An 18,994-nucleotide genomic window follows, 5' to 3' on the forward strand; every position below is an offset into this window, starting at 1 on the left:
GGGCGAAAGTTTCAGAGGTGGAAAGCGTATGAGAGGTGCCGTGGTGGAGGAGAAGGACAGCGGGACCGGGCCCGACACCGCCGCCGGGGTCCCGGCGGATCGGGCTTTCCTCGCGCTCGAACACGAACTGGCCGTGATCCTGCGGCGGGCGCGCGCCACTTCCGGCGAGATGGCCCGCGAGGTCCACCCCGAACTGGAGTCCGCCGCCTACGGCTTGCTCGTACGCCTGGAATCCGCCGGGCAGCAGCGGGCCACCGAGCTCGCGGCCTGGTTCGGGGTCGGCAAAGCCACCATGAGCCGTCAACTGCGCGCCCTGGAGGATCTCGGTCTGGTGAACCGTGAACCGGACCCCGAGGACGGCCGCGCCTCGCTCGTCCACCTCACCGAGGAGGGGCTCGCCCGGTTCCGCCACGTCCGTGACGCCCGGCGGGCCCGCTACGTCCGCAAGCTCGCCGACTGGGACCGCGCCGAGGTCGCCGAACTCGCGCGCCTGCTGCACCAGTTCAACGCGCGCGCCGAAGGCTGACGGTGCCGGGCGGCGCCCCTTCGTCGCGCTCAGAACTCCACCAGGACCGCCGTGGCGTCGTCGTGCCGCTTGCCCCGGCCCAGGTGGACCCGGTCGGTGTCGGCCCGCTCGCGTTCCCGTACGCGGTCGATGAGGCGCTGGGGTCCCGCCGAGCGCAGCACCCCCAACGCGTCGCGCCAGTCGCCCTCCTGGAACACCTCGGTCCAGCGGCTCGCCCCGTCCGTCAGGGCGGCCAGCGCGCGTACCTCCCCGAGCGGCAGCCCGCCGGTCACCGCGCGCGACGCGACGGCGGGATCGGCGGCGGCGGTGAAGAACCCGCCCTCCTTGTTCCGGGCCAGCGAGTCCGTCAGCTCCATGGACGAGAGCATCCCCGGCGGCAGCCGGTCGAGCCGGTCGTCGATCACCGCGCGTACGCTCCCGTCGAGAAGCTCCAGCAGCAGGGCCGAATCGGAGAGCACCAGGTACTCGATCGCCGCCTCGTCCCAGCGGACCAGGACGACGGTTGCCTGAGGCGTCCTTACGTGAGAAAGGTCACAGGGGGCGCGATGGGCGTCCGCGGTGCGCCCGATGGACTCCGCGAGGACCTCCTCCAGAGTCAGATCCGGGCGTGAAGCGGACAGTTCGGCCAGCGCTCCGCCCAGCCGCGAGGTGAACCACGGCACCGAGTGCACACAACCGTCATCACCCGGAGGGGGAGTCACCCCGTCCAGCAGGACCAGGCACCCGCCCTGGCCGGACGCGGGGAGGGCGGCCATGACCCAATCCTCGTTGGGGCGTTCGGGGCTGCCGGGCGTACCGGCGAGTTCGATGCGCATGGCAGCCAGTCTGCACGACGCCTTCACACCGCCTGCACGCCGCGCATGTCACCGTGTACCAGCAGGTCAGGCCGGGCCCCACGGGCGGCGGCGGCGGCACCGGCGGGGTGCGGGCGGGCATCCTGCCAAAGCCCGCGCGGAAGGTCCACCCGGCGTCCGACGTATGGGGAGTGGCCGCGCGGGGGAGACTTGTTCGCCCGCTCACGAGTGATGTTCACTCGTTCGAGTGGCGGAGCGGTCGATGCGCATCCCCCTCCCAAAAGGGCTGGAATGGTCAGAAGCTGGACCAGTTGCAGGGGAGGGCGCGCACGTGACGTTGCGTCACTTCTGCTTCATGGGCGGACGAGTCAAGAATGCGAGCACCGGTGCAGAAGAAGCGGCCGCGGAGCAAGGTCAGCACGCAGGACGTTTCCGGGGCGACCGCTCCGGTGGCGGGCGGCGACAAGCGCAAGGTGCGCGTGCGCCGGCGACTCGTCGCGGGCGTCGCCGTCGTCGGGATCACCGTCATAGCGGCGGGTGCCCCGGCGGCCCTCAGCGCCTCCTCCGACCTCAACGAGTCGCAGAACCTGGTGACGCTGGCCGAGCTCGACCAGCAGGCCATCACGCTCGCCCACTCCCTCGCCGACGAACGCGACGCGATCACCGCGTACATCGCGGGCGGCCGTAAGACCTACGACGGCAACGGCGACGGCGGCGACGCCAAGCCCGGCGACGACAGCCTCAGCGCCCGGGTCGACCAGCAGATCGACGAGATCCGCGAGGCCGCCCCCGACACGCTCCGCCGGGACCTCTCCACCGTCCCGTCGCTGCGCCGCGACGCGGTCAGCGGCAAGGGCTCGGCCCTCGCCGCCCACCAGGCGTACAGCGAGGTCATCGCCAAGCTCCACGACCTCGCCGCCGAACTCGCCGAGACGACCCCGCCGCGCGCGGCCGCCGCCACCCGCGCGCCGCTCGCCCTCTCCACCGCCGTCGAACAGGCCTCCGCCACCCGGGGACTGCTCCTCGCGGCCCTCGCCGTGCCCAGCCCGGCACCGGTCCAGGAGTACGACCCCTACACCGGGCTCCCCGTGCAGAGCGACGACGACGAGAAGTCGGCCGACGACCACGCCCGGGACGAGCTGAGCGCCGCCGCCCAGCAGGCCCGGGTCCGCGAACTCGCCGCCCTCGCCGACTTCGACCAGGCAGCCGGCACCGGCGCCCGCGACAAGCTCTCCTCCACCGTCACCGGGCCCGAGGTCAACAGCGCCGAGAAGTACCTCGCCGCCCTGACCGACAGCCCCGAACTCTCCGACTCCGAGCAGAAGACCAGCTCGAAGAAGCTTTCCGCCGCCCTCTCCGCGCGCATCGACCGGATGCGCGGCGTCGAGTCGGCGCTCGGCACCGCCCAGGTGCAGCGGCTGGAGAAGCTCCGCGACGACGACGTCACCGGGCTGGAACTCTCCCTCGCCCTGCTCGGCGGCTGCTTCCTGATCGCGGTCGGCGTCTCCACCGCCGTCGCCCGCACCCTCACCCAGCCGCTCGCCGTGCTGCGCATCGGCTCCGCCCGGCTGGCCGCCGAACCGGAGACCTCGGAAGCGATCGCCTACCGGGGCCGCAACGACGAGTTCGCCCAGGTGGTCCGCTCGATCAACGCCCTGCACGCGCGGTTGCTCGCCCTGCACGGCGAGTTCGCCGGGCAGGCCGGCGGTCTGCGGGCCGAGCACGCCGAACTGGTCGCCGGGCGCGAGGCGCTCACCCTCCAGCGCGCCGAACTCCAGGTCCAGGTCGCCGACCTCACCGCGGAACTCCAGCGGCTGCGCAACACCGTGCACCACACCTTCGTCAACCTCTCGCTGCGCAGCCTCGGGCTCGTCGAGCGCCAGCTGGGCGTGATCGAGAACCTGGAGGAGCGCGAGCAGGACCCGGAGCGGCTGGCCACCCTCTTCAAGCTCGACCACCTCGCCACCGTGATGCGCCGCCACGGCGAGAACATGCTGGTCCTCGCGGGCGCCGACCACGGTCAGGGGCACCCCGGACCGATCCCGCTGGTCGACGTGGCCCGTGCCGCCGTCAGCGAGATCGAGCGGTACGAACGCGTCACCATCCAGTCCCTGCCGCCGTACGCCCAGATCGCCGGGTTCGCCGCCGACGACCTGAGCCACCTGGTCGCCGAACTCCTGGAGAACGCGACCGCGTTCTCGCCGCCCGACTCGCGCGTCGAGCTCTCCGGCTGGCTGCTGGAGACCGGCGAGGTGATGCTCTCCGTGCAGGATGAGGGCATCGGAATGTCGGCGGCGCGGATGGAGGAGGTCAACCTCCGGCTGGCCGACCCGAACTCCTTCCGGGTCGGGGACCCGTCCGACGACAGCACCGGCCTCGGCCTCCAGGTCTCCTCGCTGCTGGCCGCGCGCCACGGCGTACAGGTGCGGCTGCAGCCGCAGAAGACCGGCACCGGCGTGGCGGCGGTCGTCGTGCTGCCCCAGGCCCTGCTGCCGAAGGCCCCGCCGGCCGCCTCGCCGCCGCCGGTGAACGTGCCGGGCGGCGCGCCGGCGCTGAACCTCCCGGGTTCCGTCGCCGAGGCGAACTCCAACACGCTCCAGAGCCGTTCGCTCGTCCTCCCCGCCGACGACCCGCTGATCGCCGCCGCCGAGCGGACCATCCGGGACGCGGGCCCGCAGGCGGTCCCGGCCGCCGCTCCCGAGGCGCACCAGGCACCGGCCGCCGCTCCCGAGGCACCGGCCGCCACCGTCCCCGGCGGACCGGCCGCGGAGCCGTCGGCCCCGGTGGAGACCCCGGCCGAGACCACCATGCAGTTCCGGCTCCCGACGGTGCCGGAGGAGGACGTGCAGCCGGCCCCCGCGGCGGCCCCGGACGCGCCCGGGAACCCGTACGCCATCGGCCCCGACCAGCACGAGCGGTCCGCCGACACGGCGGGTCCGCACGCCCCGGCCGCCCACGACCCGTACGAGGCACCGGAGCCCCGGCCGTTCCCGCTCCCCGGGACCGGTCCCGCCCCGTACTCCCAGGCCCCGCAGGCCCCCCAGGCCCCGCAGATCCCGCAGGCCGAACCGCTTCCCGTGCGGGAGGCCGCTTCCACCGAGTCCGTGCCGGGTCCCCGGCAGCCCGAGCGGGTCACGGACAAGGGGCTGCCCAAGCGCACCCCCCGGGTGGTCAAGCCCGCCGACTCACCGTCCGCGGAGCGCACGGGCAGCCTGGACAAGGAAGCGCTCCGGCGCCGGCTCGGCGGATTCCAGCGGGGAGCGCGGGAAGGCCGCCGGGACGTGGAAGCCGAGATCGCGGAAGGCGTGGAACCCGAGGTTCCTGCCGCGCCGACCGCACGCACCGACCTGGCCGGCCGCCCGGACGGCCAGGAGACGGGGGACACTGTCGAGGAGGCACGCAGTTGACTGCGCCCAGCACATTCGGGCTGAGCACCGAAGCCCGGAACCTGCACTGGCTGCTGAGCAATCTGGTGGAGGAGGTACCAGGGGTCCACTCGGTCACGGTCGTCTCGTCCGACGGGCTCATGCTGCTCTCCTCCGACCCCGGACACCAGGCCGCTCCGGCCGCGGGGAACCAGCAGAGCCCCAGGGGCTCCAGCGCCGACCTCGCCACCATCGTCTCCGGCATCGGGTCCCTCACCATGGGGGCCGCGAAGCTGATGGACGGCGGCGGCGTCAAGCAGACGATGGTCGCGATGGAGGAAGGAAGCGTCTTCGTCATGTCGATCAGTGACGGTTCGCTCCTCGGCGTCCACGCCACCCCCGACTGCGACATGGGCGTCATCGCGTACCACATGGCGCTCTTCGTCGGCCGGGCCGGACACGTCCTCACCCCCGAACTCCGCAATGAGCTGCGCAAATCGATGGAGAGCGCCCAGTGACGTCCGCCGCCGAACCCGCCCGCAGGCTCCCCGTGCGGGGGTCCGACCGGAAGCCCGCACGGGTCCGTCCGTACTCCCTCACCGGCGGACGCACCCGCTTCGGGCACGTGCTGCTCGTCGAGACCTTCGTCGCCGCGCTGGAGGCGCCCGAGGAGCGCCGCGAGCTCACCGGCGGAAACCTCAGCACACGGGTCATGCCGGAGCTCCGGGCGATCGTCGAACTCTGCCGCCGGATGCGTACGGTGGCCGAGATCTCCGCCCTGCTGCAGATGCCGCTCGGTGTGGTCCGGGTGCTGCTCAGCGACCTGGCCGACCAGGGAAAGATCCGCGTGTACGGAACCGGCCACGGCGCCGGTCAGCCCGACCGCGCACTGCTCGAAAGGGTGCTCAATGGACTCCGTCGTCTCTGAGCCGAAGCTGTCCGGGCCTACGCTCGCGGACCCCGCGCCCGCCGAGCCGAAACCCGCGGAGCAGACGCTCTTCACCCCGCGTCAGCCGGGGCCCCAGGACCGGACCGAGGAGTCCATCCAGGCGTGGCAGCTGGACCACACGCGCGCACCCACCGCGACCAAGATCGTGGTGGCGGGCGGCTTCGGCGTGGGCAAGACGACCTTCGTGAGCGCGGTCTCCGAGATCACCCCGCTGAAGACCGAAGCGGTCATGACGCGGGCCAGTGAGGAGACCGACGACCTCACCGCGACCCCGGACAAGTCCACCACCACCGTGGCCATGGACTTCGGCCGCCTCACGCTCGACGACGACCTCGTGCTGTACGTCTTCGGCACGCCCGGCCAGCAGCGGTTCTGGTTCATGTGGGACGACCTGGTGCGCGGCGCCATCGGCGCGATCGTCATGGCCGACACCCGCCGTCTCGCCGACTGCTTCCCGGCGCTCGACTACTTCGAGAGCTGCGGGCTGCCGTACATCGTGGCCGTCAACCACTTCGAGGGGTCGGACCGCTACGAAGCGATCGACGTCCGCGAGGCCCTGAGTGTCCCTCAGCACGTGCCTGTGGTGATCATGGACGCGCGTCACAGGATCACCGTCGTCGAGTCGCTGCTCACCCTCGTGGGCCATGCTCTCGACGCCACCCCTGTCTGAGAAGCGCGCCCCCGATCGTCGTACCACGTAAACGGAGAACCGTCCCATGCGGAAGATACTCATAGTCGGAGCCGGCCAGTCCGGACTTCAGCTCGCCCTCGGCCTGCAGTCACGCGGGTACGAAGTCACCCTCATGTCGAACCGCACGGCCGACGAGATCCGGACCGGCCGGGTCATGTCCACGCAGTGCATGTTCGACACCGCTCTCCAGTACGAGCGCGACTACCAGCTCAACTTCTGGGAGACCCAGGCCCCGAAGATCGAGGGCCTCGGCGTCTCGGTCGCGGGCCCCGACTCCTCCCGGGTCATCGACTGGGTCGGCAAGCTGGACGGCTTCGCGCAGTCGGTGGACCAGCGGGTGAAGATGGCCGGCTGGATGGAGACCTTCGCCCAGCGCGGCGGCCAGCTCGTCATCCACGGTGCGGCCGTCTCGGACCTGGACTACTTCTCCCGTACGTACGACCTGGTGATGGTCTCGGCCGGCAAGGGCGAGCTGGTCTCCATGTTCGGCCGGGACGCGTCGCGTTCGCCGTTCGACGCCCCCCAGCGGGCGCTGGCCGTCGCGTACGTCCACGGCATGGGCCCGCGCCCGGAGCACCCCGAGTTCGACGCCGTCCGCTGCAACCTGGTGCCGGGCGTCGGCGAGCTCTTCGTGATGCCGACGCTGACGACCTCGGGGCGCGCGGACATCCTCTTCTGGGAGGGCGTCCCGGGCGGCCCGCTCGACGTCTTCCAGGGCATCAAGGACCCCTCGGAGCACCTGGCCAAGACGCTGGAGCTCATGGAGCGGTTCACGCCGTGGGAGTACGCCCGCGCCACCAAGGTCGAGCTGACCGACGCCAACGGCACCCTGTCCGGCCGGTACGCGCCGACCGTGCGCAACCCGATCGGCCGGCTCCCCGGCGGCGGCCTCGTGCTCGGTGTCGCGGACGTGGTCGTGGCCAACGACCCCATCACCGGCCAGGGCTCCAACTCGGCCTCCAAGTGCGCCAACGCCTACCTGGAGTCGATCATCGAGCACGGCGACCGCGCGTTCGACGCCGAGTGGATGCAGGCCACCTTCGACCGCTACTGGGACACCGCCCAGCACGTGGTGAAGTGGACGAACGCCATGCTGGGGGTCCCGCCGGAGCACGTGCTGAACCTGCTCGGCGCCGCCGGCCAGATGCAGCCGGTCGCCGACCGCTTCGCCAACGGGTTCAACGACCCGGCCGACTTCGACAACTTCTTCTTCGAGCCGGAGAAGACGAACGCGTACCTGGCCTCGGTCGCGGGCGCCTGACCCGCACCGCTGGCGCTTCCGGCGCCGGTCACCGACAACCCGTCGGTGACCGGCGCCTTTTGCGTACGCGGGGTCGGGCGAGGTCTGTCCGCCGTCGAACGCGACCAACGATGTTGAACGTGTTCAAATGTGCTGGCAGGATGAGTGGGACGCGGTAGCCCACCGGGCGTGCCGCGCGTTCTCGGCGTGCTGCCCGTCCTGCTGTCCGGCGTGCCGGCCGCCCGCCATGAGGGGGGCTCTCCGTGAAGCAAGAACGTCCTAGGAAAGAACGTCCTTTCGACTGCATGCTGTTGATCTCGCTGCTCGTGCTGTTCCTGGAAGCGGTGACCGTCGCCATCCTCTTCGCGCTCCACGGGCAGACGCAGGAGACGCCGAGCGCGCACTCCGTCGATGCGGGGATGATCCTGGTGCCCCTTCTCGCGATCCCGGGCGCTTTCGTCGGAGCCGTGCTGTCGCTGCTCCTGGTGATTCCCACCGTGCGGCTCAGCGACGCGCTGGGGCGCAGGTTCGGCGGCCGTGAGGCGTGGTGGTGGGTGCCGGCGGTCGCGGCGACCGGATGCGCGCCGCTGGGGGCGGCCGCGGCCTGGACCGGGTACCTCGGGCCGATCGAGGCGGTGACGGCCTGGTGCGCGGCGACGGTCCTGCTCGCCGTCGCCGGTCTCGTCACCCGGGTCGCGCGCAAGGGACTCTTCGGCCCGATCGCGCTGTGGGGCACGCTGGGGGTGCTGAGCATCGGCGTTCTCGGGCTCATGGCCCTCGACTTCGGCCTCGTCGACACGTACGCCCCGCCGGTCGTCACCCGCGCCTCGATGGTGGGCGACTGGACCGACGGGGAGGGCGGGACCCTGACCCTCGCGGAGGACGGCAGCGCCCGGTCCGTGGCGGTCGGAGATCCCGCCATCGACGCCGAGACCGCGGAGGGGATGGAGCGGTGTACCGGCGAGGGCACCTGGACCTACGACCGCGGTGAGGGGGACTGGGGCCAGACGGTCTCCGTCACCGTCCCGGAGTGCGGCTGGGGCGACGACGATCCCTGGGAGGTGGGCGGCGACGAGGGGCGGGTCACCGTCTACCAGTACATCGGCGACCCGGACTCCTGGAACCTCTACACCCTGACCAGAGGCCACGCATGAGACCGGCGGAGACATCACGGGGGGAGTGGAAGCGGTCCCACCGGCGGATGAGCCGGGTGTCCCTGCTCCTGCTCTTCCTGGAGGCGCCGGTCCTCCTCGCCCTGATCGTGCTCCTCGACCCGACGGCGGAGACCGTCGAATCGATGACCGCGTCACTGGACCTCTCCTCGCCCTTCGACGTGATCCTCGGCGCCATCTCCGGAGCGTTGCCGACGTACGCCGACATCGCCCTGTGGGGCACGCTGATGTGGCTGGGCGTCTGCGCGCTCGGGTTCGCGGTCATGCGGTACGGGAGCGGAGCCACCGGAGCCGTCGGTCGAGGGCGCCCGGTGGTCCTCAGCCCGGCACGTCCATGCGCTGTGTGCCGATCACCGCCAGCAGCCGCAGCGCCTCCTGCGCCGGAGAGCCGGGCTCGGCCGTGTAGAGCACCACGTGCTGGTCCCGGTCGGTGATGTCGAGGACGTCGCAGTCGAGGGCGATGGGGCCGATCAGCGGATGGTGGACGGTCTTGCGCAGGGCGGGTTCGGCGTGCACGTCGTGGGCCGCCCACAGCCGGGCGAACTCCGGGCTTCCGGCGAGGAGATCGGCGACGAGCGCGGAGACCTCGGGGTCGCCGGGGTAGCGTGCGGCGGCGGCGCGCAGGCGCTGGGCCGCCGTGCGGGCGAATGCCTCCACGTCGGCCGGGTCGTGCAGCGGCCGGTCCGGCGAGGGCGGTGCGAGGAAGGCCTGGCGCACCAGGTTGCGCTCGCGCCGGGGCAGAGCGGAGAAGTCCCCCAGGAGGGCGACCGCCAGATCGTTCCAGGCGATCACCTCGAAGGTCGCGGAGAGCACGATCCCCGCCGTGTCCGGAAGCCGCCGCAGGAGGTCGAGGACGCTCTGCCGCACGTGCCGCGAGGGCCCGTCCGGCGGGCCGGGCGGGGCACCGGCGAGGTGGTGCAGGTGGTGGCACTCGGCGTCCGACAGACGCAGGGCCCGGGCCAGAGCGTCGATCACCTCGCGCGAGGGGTGCGGGCCGCGGGCCTGCTCCAGCCGGGTGTAGTACTCGGTCGAGATGAACGCCAGCTGCGCCACCTCCTCGCGGCGCAGTCCCGGGGTCCGGCGGCGCGGCCCTGCGGGCAGACCCACGTCGGAAGGGGCGATGCGCTCACGCCTGCCGCGCAGGAAACCGGCCAGCTCTTCTCTGTCCACGTACCCCAGTCTGCACGGGTGGAGGGGAGCCCATCCAGGTACCGCCGGTGCCTGGATGAGCTCCGGGCCCGGACCCAGACTCGGGGCCATGGACAACGCACCGCACATCGACCACTCCGCAGACACCACCTCCTCCCCCGCCACCACCACCGGTGGTCTGCTCGCCGGCAAGGTCGCCTTCGTCACCGGCGCCGGTCGCGGCATCGGTGCCGCCGCCGCCCGGCTGTTCGCCCGGGAAGGAGCCCGGGTGCTGCTCGCGGCCCGTACCGAGGACGAGCTCAAGGCGGTGACCGAGAAGATCCGGGCGGCCGGCGGCACCGCCGCGTACACGGTGTGCGACCTCGCCGACGGGGCCAGTGTGCGGGCTGCCGTCGACCGTGCGGTCGAGCTGTACGGCCGACTCGACGTCGCCTTCAACAACGCCGCGACCAGCGTGCCCCCGGCCCCGATGGACCAGGTGTCCGAGGAGGACTTCGACCACGTCTGTGCCGTGAACCTCAAGGGCTCGTGGCTGGCCATGTCCGCCGAGGTCGCCGCCATCCGCGCCACCGCGGGCACGGGCGCGATCGTCAACAACTCGTCCGTGGGCAGCCTCCGGGGCAACCCCCCGCTCGCCGCCTACGGCGCGACGAAGCGGGCGGTCAACAGCCTCACCGAATCGGCCGCCGCCACCTACGGTCCGGAGGGCATCCGCGTCAACGCCATCGCCCCCGGCACCACGCTGACCGAGATGATGCGCGCGTGGGACGACGCCTCACCCGGCGTCGTCGACCACCTCAACGCCCGCACCCCGTTGCGCAGGGCGGCCGACCCCGACGAGATCGCCCAGGCCGCCGCCTGGCTCCTCAGCGACCGCGCCTCCTACGTGACCGGGGCGGTCCTCCCGGTCGACGGCGGCATGCAGGCGATCTGAGGCCGCGCGCGAACGCGTCACTCGGGCTCGGTCGACCCGCTGTACCCCGTGTCCGAGCCCTCCGACGCCTCCTCCGGCAACTCCGGCCGGGTGTACGTGCCGAGGGGTACGCCTTCCGGGTCGGGGCGTACGGCGCCGAGCAGCGGGTTCGACGCCAGCGGCGACACCTTCACCCGTGCGCCCGGCCTCGGCGCCTGCACCACCAGGCCGTCGCCGATGTACAGCGCCACGTGCGTGGCCTCCGGGTAGTACACGACGAGGTCGCCCGGCCGCAGCGAGGAGACCGGGACGCGGGGCAGCTCGGCCCACTGCTCCTGCGAGGTCCGGGGGACGGCCAGCCCGGCGTGCTCCCAGGCCCGCATGGTGAGCCCGGAGCAGTCGAAGCTGTCCGGCCCCTCGGCCCCCCACTCGTACGGCTTGCCGATCTGCTCGATCGCGTACGCCACCGCCTCGGCGCCCTCCCACGACGGCGGGCGCGTCGAGCTGAGGGCGCCGGAGCTGACGAGGTCCTGCTGCGCCGCGTCCACCTGCTCGTCCTCCAAGGCGGATACCGCGCCGAGTTGGCCGGGCGTGAGCTCGGCCAGGCGCGCCTCCACCCCGTCCAGCGCCGTCCGTACGGAGTCGCGCTGCCTGCGCTGCTCCGCCGCGAGCGCCCGCTGTTCGGTGAGTGCCTTGCGGGCGGCGACCGCGAGGACACCGGCCCGCTTCTCGGCCTTCGTGAGGCGGTCCAGGGTCGCCGCCCGCCCGGCCGCCGCGCGGGCGATCACATGCCCCTGGCCGAACGCGTCGGACGGCCCGTCCGCCAGCAGCAGGCGGAGGTACGCGGAGAAGTCGGACCGGCCCCGGTACTGCTCCCGGGCCAGCCGCCCGGCTGCCGCGCGCCCGGAGCCGAGGGTGCGCCGGGCCCTCGTCAGGGCGTCGTTCGCCTTCCGGGTGGCGGCCATCTGGCGCGCCAGCTTCTCGTCGGTCGCGTTGTACGTCTCGGTGGCCTTCTCCATCCGCCGGAAGAGCGTCCGGAGTTCGGTGAGCAGGGCGGGGGCGGCCTGGGGAGCGGCCTCGGGGGCGGAGGCATCGGGGGTGGAGGCATCGGGGGTGGCGGACGCGGACGGAGTGCGGCCGACCAGGGCCTCGGAGGCGTCCACGGTCACGCCGGGGGACGGAGCCGGGCTCGACGACGGGGCGGGTCTGGACGAGGGGGCGGGGCTGGAGGACGGGGCGGGGCTGGAGGACGGGACGTCGGTCCCTACGGACGGGGCAGGGGCCGGGTCCTCGGACGCTCCGGGGGACGGGGCGGGTGTCGCCGGGCCGGTCGCGTCATCCTCCGGAGGGCGTGAGGAGCCCTGGGCGGAGGGCTCGGGCGCCGGTCGCGGGCCGGGGTCGGCGCCGGCCGGGGCGTGCGCGGCGACGGCGGCCAGGACCGCCGTCGCGCAGACCGCTCGCAGAAGTCTGCCTGACACGTCATCACCTCCGGTGACGGTGCGGGGCCCGTCCTCCGTACGTCGGACCGGACCGGGACCCCTAAAAGTGTGCGAATCATATTTATCCGCTCACTCGGGGTCCGGTGGCGCAAGCACCGCACGGCGTGGCGCCCCGCCTCACCCCGTACGGCGGGGTGACGGGCCCGGACCGTCGTCCGTCGGGCCGCCGTCCGTCGGGCCGTCGTTCGTCGGGCGTCGTCCGTCGGGCCGTCGCCCGTCAGGCCACGGGGAACGCGTAGACGGCCCGGCCCCGCAGTACGACGGCGGTCTGCCCGGTCGTCAGCGTCCGGTACGGGCCGGTGACGGCGGCGCCCTTGGGATCGGCCACCCCGATGTCCTGGAACTTCCACAGCCGCCGCCCGTCCCGCGCGTCGAACGCCGTCACCTGCGTGGTGTCCGAGGCGAGGACCGTGTCGCCGGACGCGGTGACGGCGACGGCGGGCGCGGCGCCGCCGGCCGGGACCTCGGTGGAGCGCAGCCAGAGGAGCTTGCCGGTCTCGCGTTCGACCATGCCCACCTCCTGGCTCCGGTTGGTGGTGACGATCAGGTCGCCCGACTCCACCGGGGTGGCGAACTCCGACGTCGCGCCGGTTCCGTCGAGCCGCCACAGCGGTTTGCCGCTGTCCGTGTCCCAGGACTGCAGCGCGCCGCCGACCGCGCCGAAGAGCCGCCCCTCCTCGTCGCCGCCGGCGGCGCCCGCAGGGGTGACCACGCCGAACTGCTTGGTCCAGAGCAGCTTCCCGGTCGTCCGGTCGAAGCAGCGGAAGGAGCCCTTCCCCTTGGCGGCGCGCACATCGCCGGGGGTGAGGGTGGAGGCGTCCTGGCGCACCACGATGTCGTTCAGCCGGGCCGCCGTCAGCCGGTACTCCGGACCGGCCGCGTCCCGGCCCGCCGGTACCTGGACCCGCCACAGCTCCTTACGGCTCACCAGGTCGTACGCGAAGAAGTACGCCTGGACGACCTGCCTGTCCTTGCCGGGCTTCTTGCCCTTCGCCGGCTTCGGGGCCTTCACGGTCACCGTCCGAGCGCCGGAGAACCAGACCACCGAACCCGACTGTCCGGTGAGCGTGCCGACGCGGAGCCCGGGCAGGCCGGCGAAGCCGTCCGCGTACCGCACCCGGTGCTCGACCTCGCCCGTCTCCGGCGACAGCCACAGGAACGCGGTCGGGCCCGCGACGAAGACGAGGCTGTCCCCGGCGGCCAGTGCCGCCTGGCCCCCGGCGGCGTCCGCCCGCTGCCAGACCCGCTTGCCCGTGCGCAGGTCCACCGCCGTCGCCTGGGCCTTGCTCGTCAGCACCAGCAGCCGGTCCTGCCAGAGCGCGGCGGTGAGCGGCTCCGCCTCGGACGCCGGGTGCGCGTACGTCCAGGTGAGGGCGGGCGGCTGCCCGGGCAGCGCGGGGCCCTTGGCCGGCTCGGGTTTCCCGTCGGCCACGGGGGCGGGTGCGTCGTCGGTTCCGAGGGCGCCGACCGCGACCCCGCCGACGAGGAGGCCCAACGCCCCGGCGGCGGCCGTGGCCAGCAGCGACCTGCGGGTGGGGAAGAGTGAGGACCGGTCCGGCCCGGCGGGCTGCCGCACCGGCGGGACCGCCGCGCCGGTGCGCAGGCTGCCGCCGCCGGGCAGGGACGTACCGGAGTACGGAACGGGGTAGGCCGGGGCGGCCGGGGCCTGGGCGGAGAGCGAACCGCCGGCCGGCGACTCCAGCGGGCGGCGCGCGGGGAGCAGCGAGCCGGGGGAGGGGGCGCCCGGCGGTACGGCCGGCGCGGGCGGGGCGGGCCGCCGGGTCGCCAGGGCCCGGCCGGTTGCCGGGGCGGTTGCGGGGGCCTGCCCGGCCGGCAGGGAGGGCTTGCGGAGTGCGGCGAGCCGCGTGGTGGGGTGGTCCGGCTCCCCTTCGCGGGAACGGGTGTTGAGGAACCGGGTGGTCGACCCGCTCTCGGCGGAGGCCGGGGAGACCGGGGCCTCGGCGGAGGCCGGGGAGACCGAAGAGCCGGCGGAGGCCTGGGTGCCCGGGGCCTCGGGGCCGTTCGGGGCGCCGGGACCGTCCGGGGTCTCCAGCGCCCGCACCCGGGCCTCCTGGTCGGCCACCGCCGCCGAGAGCCGTTCCGGCAGCCAGCCGCTCCGGGCGAGCGCGGCGGCGCCCTCCAGCGCCAGCGACGCGGCGACGGTCGCGGCGCTCGGGCGGGCCTTCGGGTCCTTCGCCAGGCATCCGGCGATCAGTTCCCGCAACTCGGCGGGTACACCGCCGAGTCCGGGCTCCCCGTGGGCGATCCGGTCCGCCGTGCTCTCGGCGGGGCCCTCGGCGAACGGGGTCGCCCCGGTCGCCGCGTACGCCAGCAGCAGCCCGAGCACGAAGAGGTCGGAGGCGGCGCCCACCTCCTCGCCCGCGACCTGCTCCGGGGTGAGGTAGCCGAGCCGTACGGAGAGCTGCCCGCCCGGCAGCGCCTCGGCGGCGGCCGCCCCGCCCAGCGGGCCGAAGGCGGTCAGCCGGGGCCCGTCGGCGGCGAGCAGCACGGTGTCCGGGGAGAGCCCCTGGAGGGCGGAGCCGGTGGCGTGCACCCGGGCCAGCACCTCGGCGATGCCCGCGCCCAGTATCCGTACCGCCCGCTCGGGCAGCGGCCCGCCGAGGGCGACGGCCTCGGCGAGCGTCAGGGCGGGGAGGTAACGGGCGGCGGTCCAGAGCCGCTCAGGACCGGAGAGCGGAACGTCACCGCCGTCGCCGGGGGCGACGGGGACATCGAGTGGTGGCTGCACCCAGCCCCCGGCCAGTCGTTCGGCCGTACGGACCTCGGCCCGGAAGCGGCGCCGGAAGGCGGGCACCCCGGCGAGGGCCGGCCGGGCGGCGGTGACCAGCACCAGGTCCTCGGCGTCCGCGCCGCGCGCCACGTAACTCACCGCGCTCGCCGTCTCGCGGTGACGGGCCAGCGCGGTGTACGGGCCGAAGCGGCGTGGATCGTCCTGACGAAGCGCCTTCATGGCGCACCCCCCTCGTGACCGTCCCTCGGCACCTGACCGCCGATCTTAGGGGTTCGGGCCGGGACCGAGCGGTCCGCCCCGGGGCCTCAGCCGCCGCTGTTCGGCTTCGTCCAGGGCCACTTGGGGCGGAACCGCTCCCGGCCGCCGGGGGCGTACTCGTACAGCCAGCCGCGCTGGAGGTGCAGCCGGGGGGTGTACCCGGCGGGGACGCGGCGGTAGGCGTGGACGGTCGGCGGACCGCCGTCCTCGGCCGGTACCGGCACCACGTACCACTGGGGCGGGTGGCCGGTGAGGCCGGTGAGGACGGGCAGGACCCGGCCGTCCAGGGGACCGCCCTCGAAGGGGGTGTTCTCGCTTCTCACCCGGACAGTCTTGCTCACCGGGCACCGGCGGCCGGCCGGGGCGGCCACCCGGCGGGCCGCCGGGCGCACCCGGCCGCACGGCTCCGGCTCAGGCCAGCAGCCCCGACTTCCGCCAGAGCTTGCGGCTCACCCCGTTCATCACCCCTATGTCGTCGAAGAAGTCGGTGAGTCGCTTGGCGCCCGACTGCATGACCTCCTTGCGGTGTCCGCTCGCCTTGACCTGGGCGACCGCCTCGCGGCGGTCCAGGCCCACGTTCTCGTACACCTGCGGGTTGATGAAGCAGACGGAGAACACCCGGGCCGCCTCGCCCGAGGTCAGCCGGGTCAGCTCCCGCTCCCAGCGCGGGGCGGTCACCATCTGGCGGCGGAGCTCCTCGCGGGCGTACCGGACGTGCCGGGCCTCCTCGACGACGTGGATGCGGGTCACCCCGCGCACCAGGGTCTGGACCCGCTCGTCCGGGAAGGTCAGCCGCTGCATCCAGTCGAGGATCTCCTCGCCGAGCAGGGTCGCGGCGAACGAACCCGGGGTGGTGGACACAGTCTTCAGGACCCGGGCCACGTTGTGGTAGCCGCGTGGAACCGGGTAGGTGGGGGCCTGGCCCCACTGGATCATCTTGCCGAACATCATCGAGTGCCGGCACTCGTCGGCTATCTCGGTGAGCGCGTACCGCACGTGGTGGCTGGTCACGGGCTTGTCGTAGATGTGCCGGACCAGCAGCTGCATCAGGATGATCTCGAACCAGATGCCCAGCGAGGCGAGCGAGGCCGCCTCGTGCCGGGCGAGGTCCATCCGCTGCTCCTCGGACATCTTCCGCCAGAGCGGGGTGTCGTAGAGGGAGACCAGCTCGGGCGGCCAGAACCACTTGCCGTCCTCGATCGCCGAGCTCCAGTCGATCTCGGTCTCGGGGTCGAAGGAGTGCTTGGCCGAGGATTCGAGCAGGCGCTCGGCGATCTGCTCGCGGTCCCGGAGCGGGCCGAGCGCATCGCGGAGGACCTGGACGTCGTGTTCGCTCACTGTCGTCATGACTGGGGTACCTCGCACGTGGGTTACCTGGGGTCACCTCTTATTGGACTGCTTGTCAGCAAGGCCGTCAATCCCCCGCGTCCCACTTGCCGGCCGGATGTCCCATGGCGTACGTCACGTCAACTTCCGTACGGTGCGCGCGGTTTGACCGAACGGTCCACGCGCACGGGAAAACGGTGGGCAGGGGCGGTGCGGTTCGGGAGGATGACCGCATGACGAACTCCTCGCCCCACACCCCGGCGGACGTCTCCCGGGCCGGCGCCGAAGCGGCCCGCCGCAGCCTCGAAGGGCTCAGTCTCGGGGACGCGTTCGGCGAGCGGTGGTTCCCCCTCTTCCGCGAACGCCGCCAGGCACTCCGCGAGATCACCGAACGCCTGACCCCCGCCGAGCCCCGCTGGCACTGGACCGACGACACCGCGCTGGCCCTCGCGCTCGACCAGGTCCTCGCCGGATACGGCGAAGTCGTCCAGGACCGGCTGGCCCTCGTCTTCGCCCTCACCTTCGACGCGGACCAGGGGCGCGGATACGGCCACGGCATGCACATGCTGCTGCCCCAACTGCTCGCCGAACCCGCCGACTGGCGCACGCTGGCCCCCGGCCTCTTCGACGGCGGCAGCCTCGGCAACGGTGCGGCCATGCGGGTCGCCCCGCTCGGCGCCCGCTTCCACGAGGACCTGGACCACGTCTCCCGGCAGGCGCGCCTCCAGGCCGAGGTCACGCACGCCCACCCGGAGGGGATCGCGGGCGCGGTCGCCGTGGCGGTCGCGGCGGCCCTCTCGGTCCGGGGCGAACTCGCCCTCCCCGCCGTCGCCGAGCGGACCCCCGAGGGACTCGTACGGGACGGGCTGCGCCGGGCCGCCGAGCTGCCGTTCACCACCGAACCCTGGCGGGCCGCCGACGTCCTGGGCAACGGGCAGCGCATCCGGGCGGACGACACCGTGCCCTTCGCGCTGTGGACCGCAGCCCGCCACCCGGACGACCTGGAGGCGGCGCTCTGGTCGACCGCCGAGGGCTTCGGCGACGTGGACACCACCTGCGCCATCGCCGGCGGGGTGGTCGGCGCCGCCACCGGGACCGGCCGGGTGCCCGCCGCATGGCTGCGGAAGCGGGAGCCGTTGACGGGCTTCCCGGCGTCGGCCTGACGCCGGGTCCGGTCGGTGGGCTGCGCGGTGGTCCGCTCGCCGGGCCGCCCGCCGGTCGCCCCTCGGTCCGGTCCTCGGTCCGGTCCTCGATCCGCCCGCCGATCCGCTCACTGGGCAGGGACCTGTCAGGCCGGTGCCGTAGCGTGGGCGCATGACCACGCCGCCGCCCCCGCCGCCGGGCCCCTACGGCCCTCCGACGCCGCCGTCCCAGCCGTCCCAGCCCGCGCCGCAGTACCCGCCGTACCCCGGCGCCCCGCAACAGCCGGGCGCGTTCCCGCAGCAGCCGGGGCCCGGGTACCCGAACGCCCCGCAGCAGCCCCAGCCGGGATACGGCTACCCGAACGCCCCGCAGCCCCAGCCCGGTTACGGCTACCCGAACCCGCCGCAGCAGCCGCAGCCCGCATGGGGCCAGCCCGGTTGGGGCGGGCCCGGGACACCCGGGCAGCCGACGGCGCCGGGGTGGCCGGCCCAGCCCCCGCGCAAGAAGCCGGTCAAGCTGATCGTCGGCATCCTCGTCGGCGTGCTGGTGGTGGCCGGTGGCGTCGCCTACGGGGTCTCGCAGCTCATCGACAAGGGAACCGACGCCGTCTACCCGAAGGCCGTGAACAAGCTGGAGGTCCAGAAGACTCTGCTGGACGGGGAGTTCACGCTGGGCAGCGACACGTCCGACACCGACGGTGCGGACATCGAGGACACCCCGGACCTCAGCATCCGCGACGCGCAGGCCGTCGTCGCCCAGTACGGTGCCGAGGACGGCGGAGTCCTCATCGTCTCCGGGATGTACGGCCGCATCGCCGACCCCGAGTTCACCCGTGACTCCATCATGAAGGGGGCGGCCGGGGCCGAGGGGAACACGGTGGTGGTGCCCGCCAAGGAGTTCACCCCCGACGGCTACGACATCACGATCGCGTGCCAGGTGCAGCAGACGGGGACCGGCGACGCGACCTCGGCCATCCCGATGTGCGCGTGGGGCGACGACAACACCGGAGCCATGGTCGCGCTACTGAGGGTCGAGGACGCGCTGGTGGCCGCCGAGGACGTCGATCTGGAGAAGGCGGCGGCGGAGACGGCGAAGATCCGCGAGGAGATGCTGAAGCCGGTCGGGTAGTCCCGCTACCGGCATGGTCCGCCCCCTGAGGAGCGTCGTCCGGTGCGTGCGATCGCAGGACGGCCGGAAGTCCTTGTGGCGGAAGTCCT

Annotated in this window: 16 protein-coding genes; 10 read left to right on the forward strand and 6 right to left on the reverse strand. The window is 73.5% G+C overall.

Annotation, left to right across the window (positions count from 1 at the left end):
• Positions 1 to 28: 28 nt before the first annotated feature.
• Complete coding sequence (locus tag OG599_RS23505) at positions 29 to 526, forward strand: MarR family winged helix-turn-helix transcriptional regulator (protein ID WP_327177952.1); 498 nt, start codon at positions 29 to 31, stop codon at positions 524 to 526.
• A 29-nt stretch (positions 527 to 555) separates the two neighbouring features.
• Here OG599_RS23505 and OG599_RS23510 read toward each other — a convergent pair whose 3' ends face one another.
• Complete coding sequence (locus tag OG599_RS23510; protein WP_327177953.1) at positions 556 to 1,341, reverse strand: hypothetical protein; 786 nt, start codon at positions 1,339 to 1,341, stop codon at positions 556 to 558.
• A gap of 365 nt (positions 1,342 to 1,706) precedes the next feature.
• Here OG599_RS23510 and OG599_RS23515 point away from each other — a divergent pair, with 365 nt between their 5' ends.
• From OG599_RS23515 to OG599_RS23540, 6 genes are all read left to right on the forward strand, one after another.
• Positions 1,707 to 4,727: a sensor histidine kinase gene (locus tag OG599_RS23515; RefSeq protein WP_327180162.1), complete on the forward strand. Its 3,021-nt coding sequence runs from the start codon at positions 1,707 to 1,709 to the stop codon at positions 4,725 to 4,727.
• Positions 4,724 to 5,203, forward strand: coding sequence for a roadblock/LC7 domain-containing protein (locus OG599_RS23520; protein WP_327177954.1), 480 nt, complete (start codon positions 4,724 to 4,726; stop codon positions 5,201 to 5,203). Before OG599_RS23515 ends, OG599_RS23520 begins: the two co-directional genes overlap by 4 nt.
• Positions 5,200 to 5,613: a DUF742 domain-containing protein gene (locus OG599_RS23525; protein WP_327177955.1), complete on the forward strand. Its 414-nt coding sequence runs from the start codon at positions 5,200 to 5,202 to the stop codon at positions 5,611 to 5,613. Before OG599_RS23520 ends, OG599_RS23525 begins: the two co-directional genes overlap by 4 nt.
• Positions 5,594 to 6,304: a GTP-binding protein gene (locus OG599_RS23530; RefSeq protein ID WP_327177956.1), complete on the forward strand. Its 711-nt coding sequence runs from the start codon at positions 5,594 to 5,596 to the stop codon at positions 6,302 to 6,304. Before OG599_RS23525 ends, OG599_RS23530 begins: the two co-directional genes overlap by 20 nt.
• 46 nt (positions 6,305 to 6,350) lie before the next feature.
• Positions 6,351 to 7,586: a styrene monooxygenase/indole monooxygenase family protein gene (locus OG599_RS23535; protein ID WP_327177957.1), complete on the forward strand. Its 1,236-nt coding sequence runs from the start codon at positions 6,351 to 6,353 to the stop codon at positions 7,584 to 7,586.
• A 284-nt stretch (positions 7,587 to 7,870) separates the two neighbouring features.
• Positions 7,871 to 8,719 carry a hypothetical protein gene (locus OG599_RS23540; protein WP_327177958.1) on the forward strand — a complete coding sequence of 283 codons (849 nt, stop codon included), beginning with the start codon at positions 7,871 to 7,873 and terminating at the stop codon, positions 8,717 to 8,719.
• A 336-nt stretch (positions 8,720 to 9,055) separates the two neighbouring features.
• On the opposite strand, the gene OG599_RS23545 is transcribed toward OG599_RS23540, so the two are convergent.
• Positions 9,056 to 9,907 carry a helix-turn-helix transcriptional regulator gene (locus OG599_RS23545; RefSeq protein ID WP_327177959.1) on the reverse strand — a complete coding sequence of 284 codons (852 nt, stop codon included), beginning with the start codon at positions 9,905 to 9,907 and terminating at the stop codon, positions 9,056 to 9,058.
• 55 nt (positions 9,908 to 9,962) lie between these two features.
• Between OG599_RS23545 and OG599_RS23550 the strand changes: the two genes are divergently transcribed.
• On the forward strand, positions 9,963 to 10,820 hold the full coding sequence (locus tag OG599_RS23550; protein ID WP_442809515.1) for an SDR family NAD(P)-dependent oxidoreductase: 858 nt from the start codon (positions 9,963 to 9,965) through the stop codon (positions 10,818 to 10,820).
• Between the two features lie 17 nt (positions 10,821 to 10,837).
• On the opposite strand, the gene OG599_RS23555 is transcribed toward OG599_RS23550, so the two are convergent.
• The 4 genes from OG599_RS23555 to OG599_RS23570 form a co-directional block, all read right to left on the reverse strand.
• Positions 10,838 to 12,277: a C40 family peptidase gene (locus OG599_RS23555; protein ID WP_327177961.1), complete on the reverse strand. Its 1,440-nt coding sequence runs from the start codon at positions 12,275 to 12,277 to the stop codon at positions 10,838 to 10,840.
• A 238-nt stretch (positions 12,278 to 12,515) separates the two neighbouring features.
• Complete coding sequence (locus OG599_RS23560) at positions 12,516 to 15,269, reverse strand: outer membrane protein assembly factor BamB family protein (protein WP_327177962.1); 2,754 nt, start codon at positions 15,267 to 15,269, stop codon at positions 12,516 to 12,518.
• 86 nt (positions 15,270 to 15,355) lie between these two features.
• Entirely contained in the window at positions 15,356 to 15,631 is a 276-nt protein-coding gene (locus tag OG599_RS23565) for a hypothetical protein (protein WP_327177963.1), read from the reverse strand.
• 88 nt (positions 15,632 to 15,719) lie between these two features.
• Positions 15,720 to 16,655 (reverse strand): AurF N-oxygenase family protein, encoded by a 936-nt coding sequence (locus OG599_RS23570; RefSeq protein ID WP_327177964.1) that lies wholly within the window; start codon positions 16,653 to 16,655, stop codon positions 15,720 to 15,722.
• Positions 16,656 to 16,867: 212 nt separating this feature from the next.
• Between OG599_RS23570 and OG599_RS23575 the strand changes: the two genes are divergently transcribed.
• On the forward strand, positions 16,868 to 17,797 hold the full coding sequence (locus OG599_RS23575; protein ID WP_327177965.1) for an ADP-ribosylglycohydrolase family protein: 930 nt from the start codon (positions 16,868 to 16,870) through the stop codon (positions 17,795 to 17,797).
• Between the two features lie 151 nt (positions 17,798 to 17,948).
• Positions 17,949 to 18,905 (forward strand): hypothetical protein, encoded by a 957-nt coding sequence (locus OG599_RS23580; RefSeq protein WP_327177966.1) that lies wholly within the window; start codon positions 17,949 to 17,951, stop codon positions 18,903 to 18,905.
• Positions 18,906 to 18,994: the final 89 nt, after the last annotated feature.

Origin of the sequence: Streptomyces sp. NBC_01335 (assembly GCF_035953295.1) — a bacterium.
Lineage (GTDB): Bacteria > Actinomycetota > Actinomycetes > Streptomycetales > Streptomycetaceae > Streptomyces.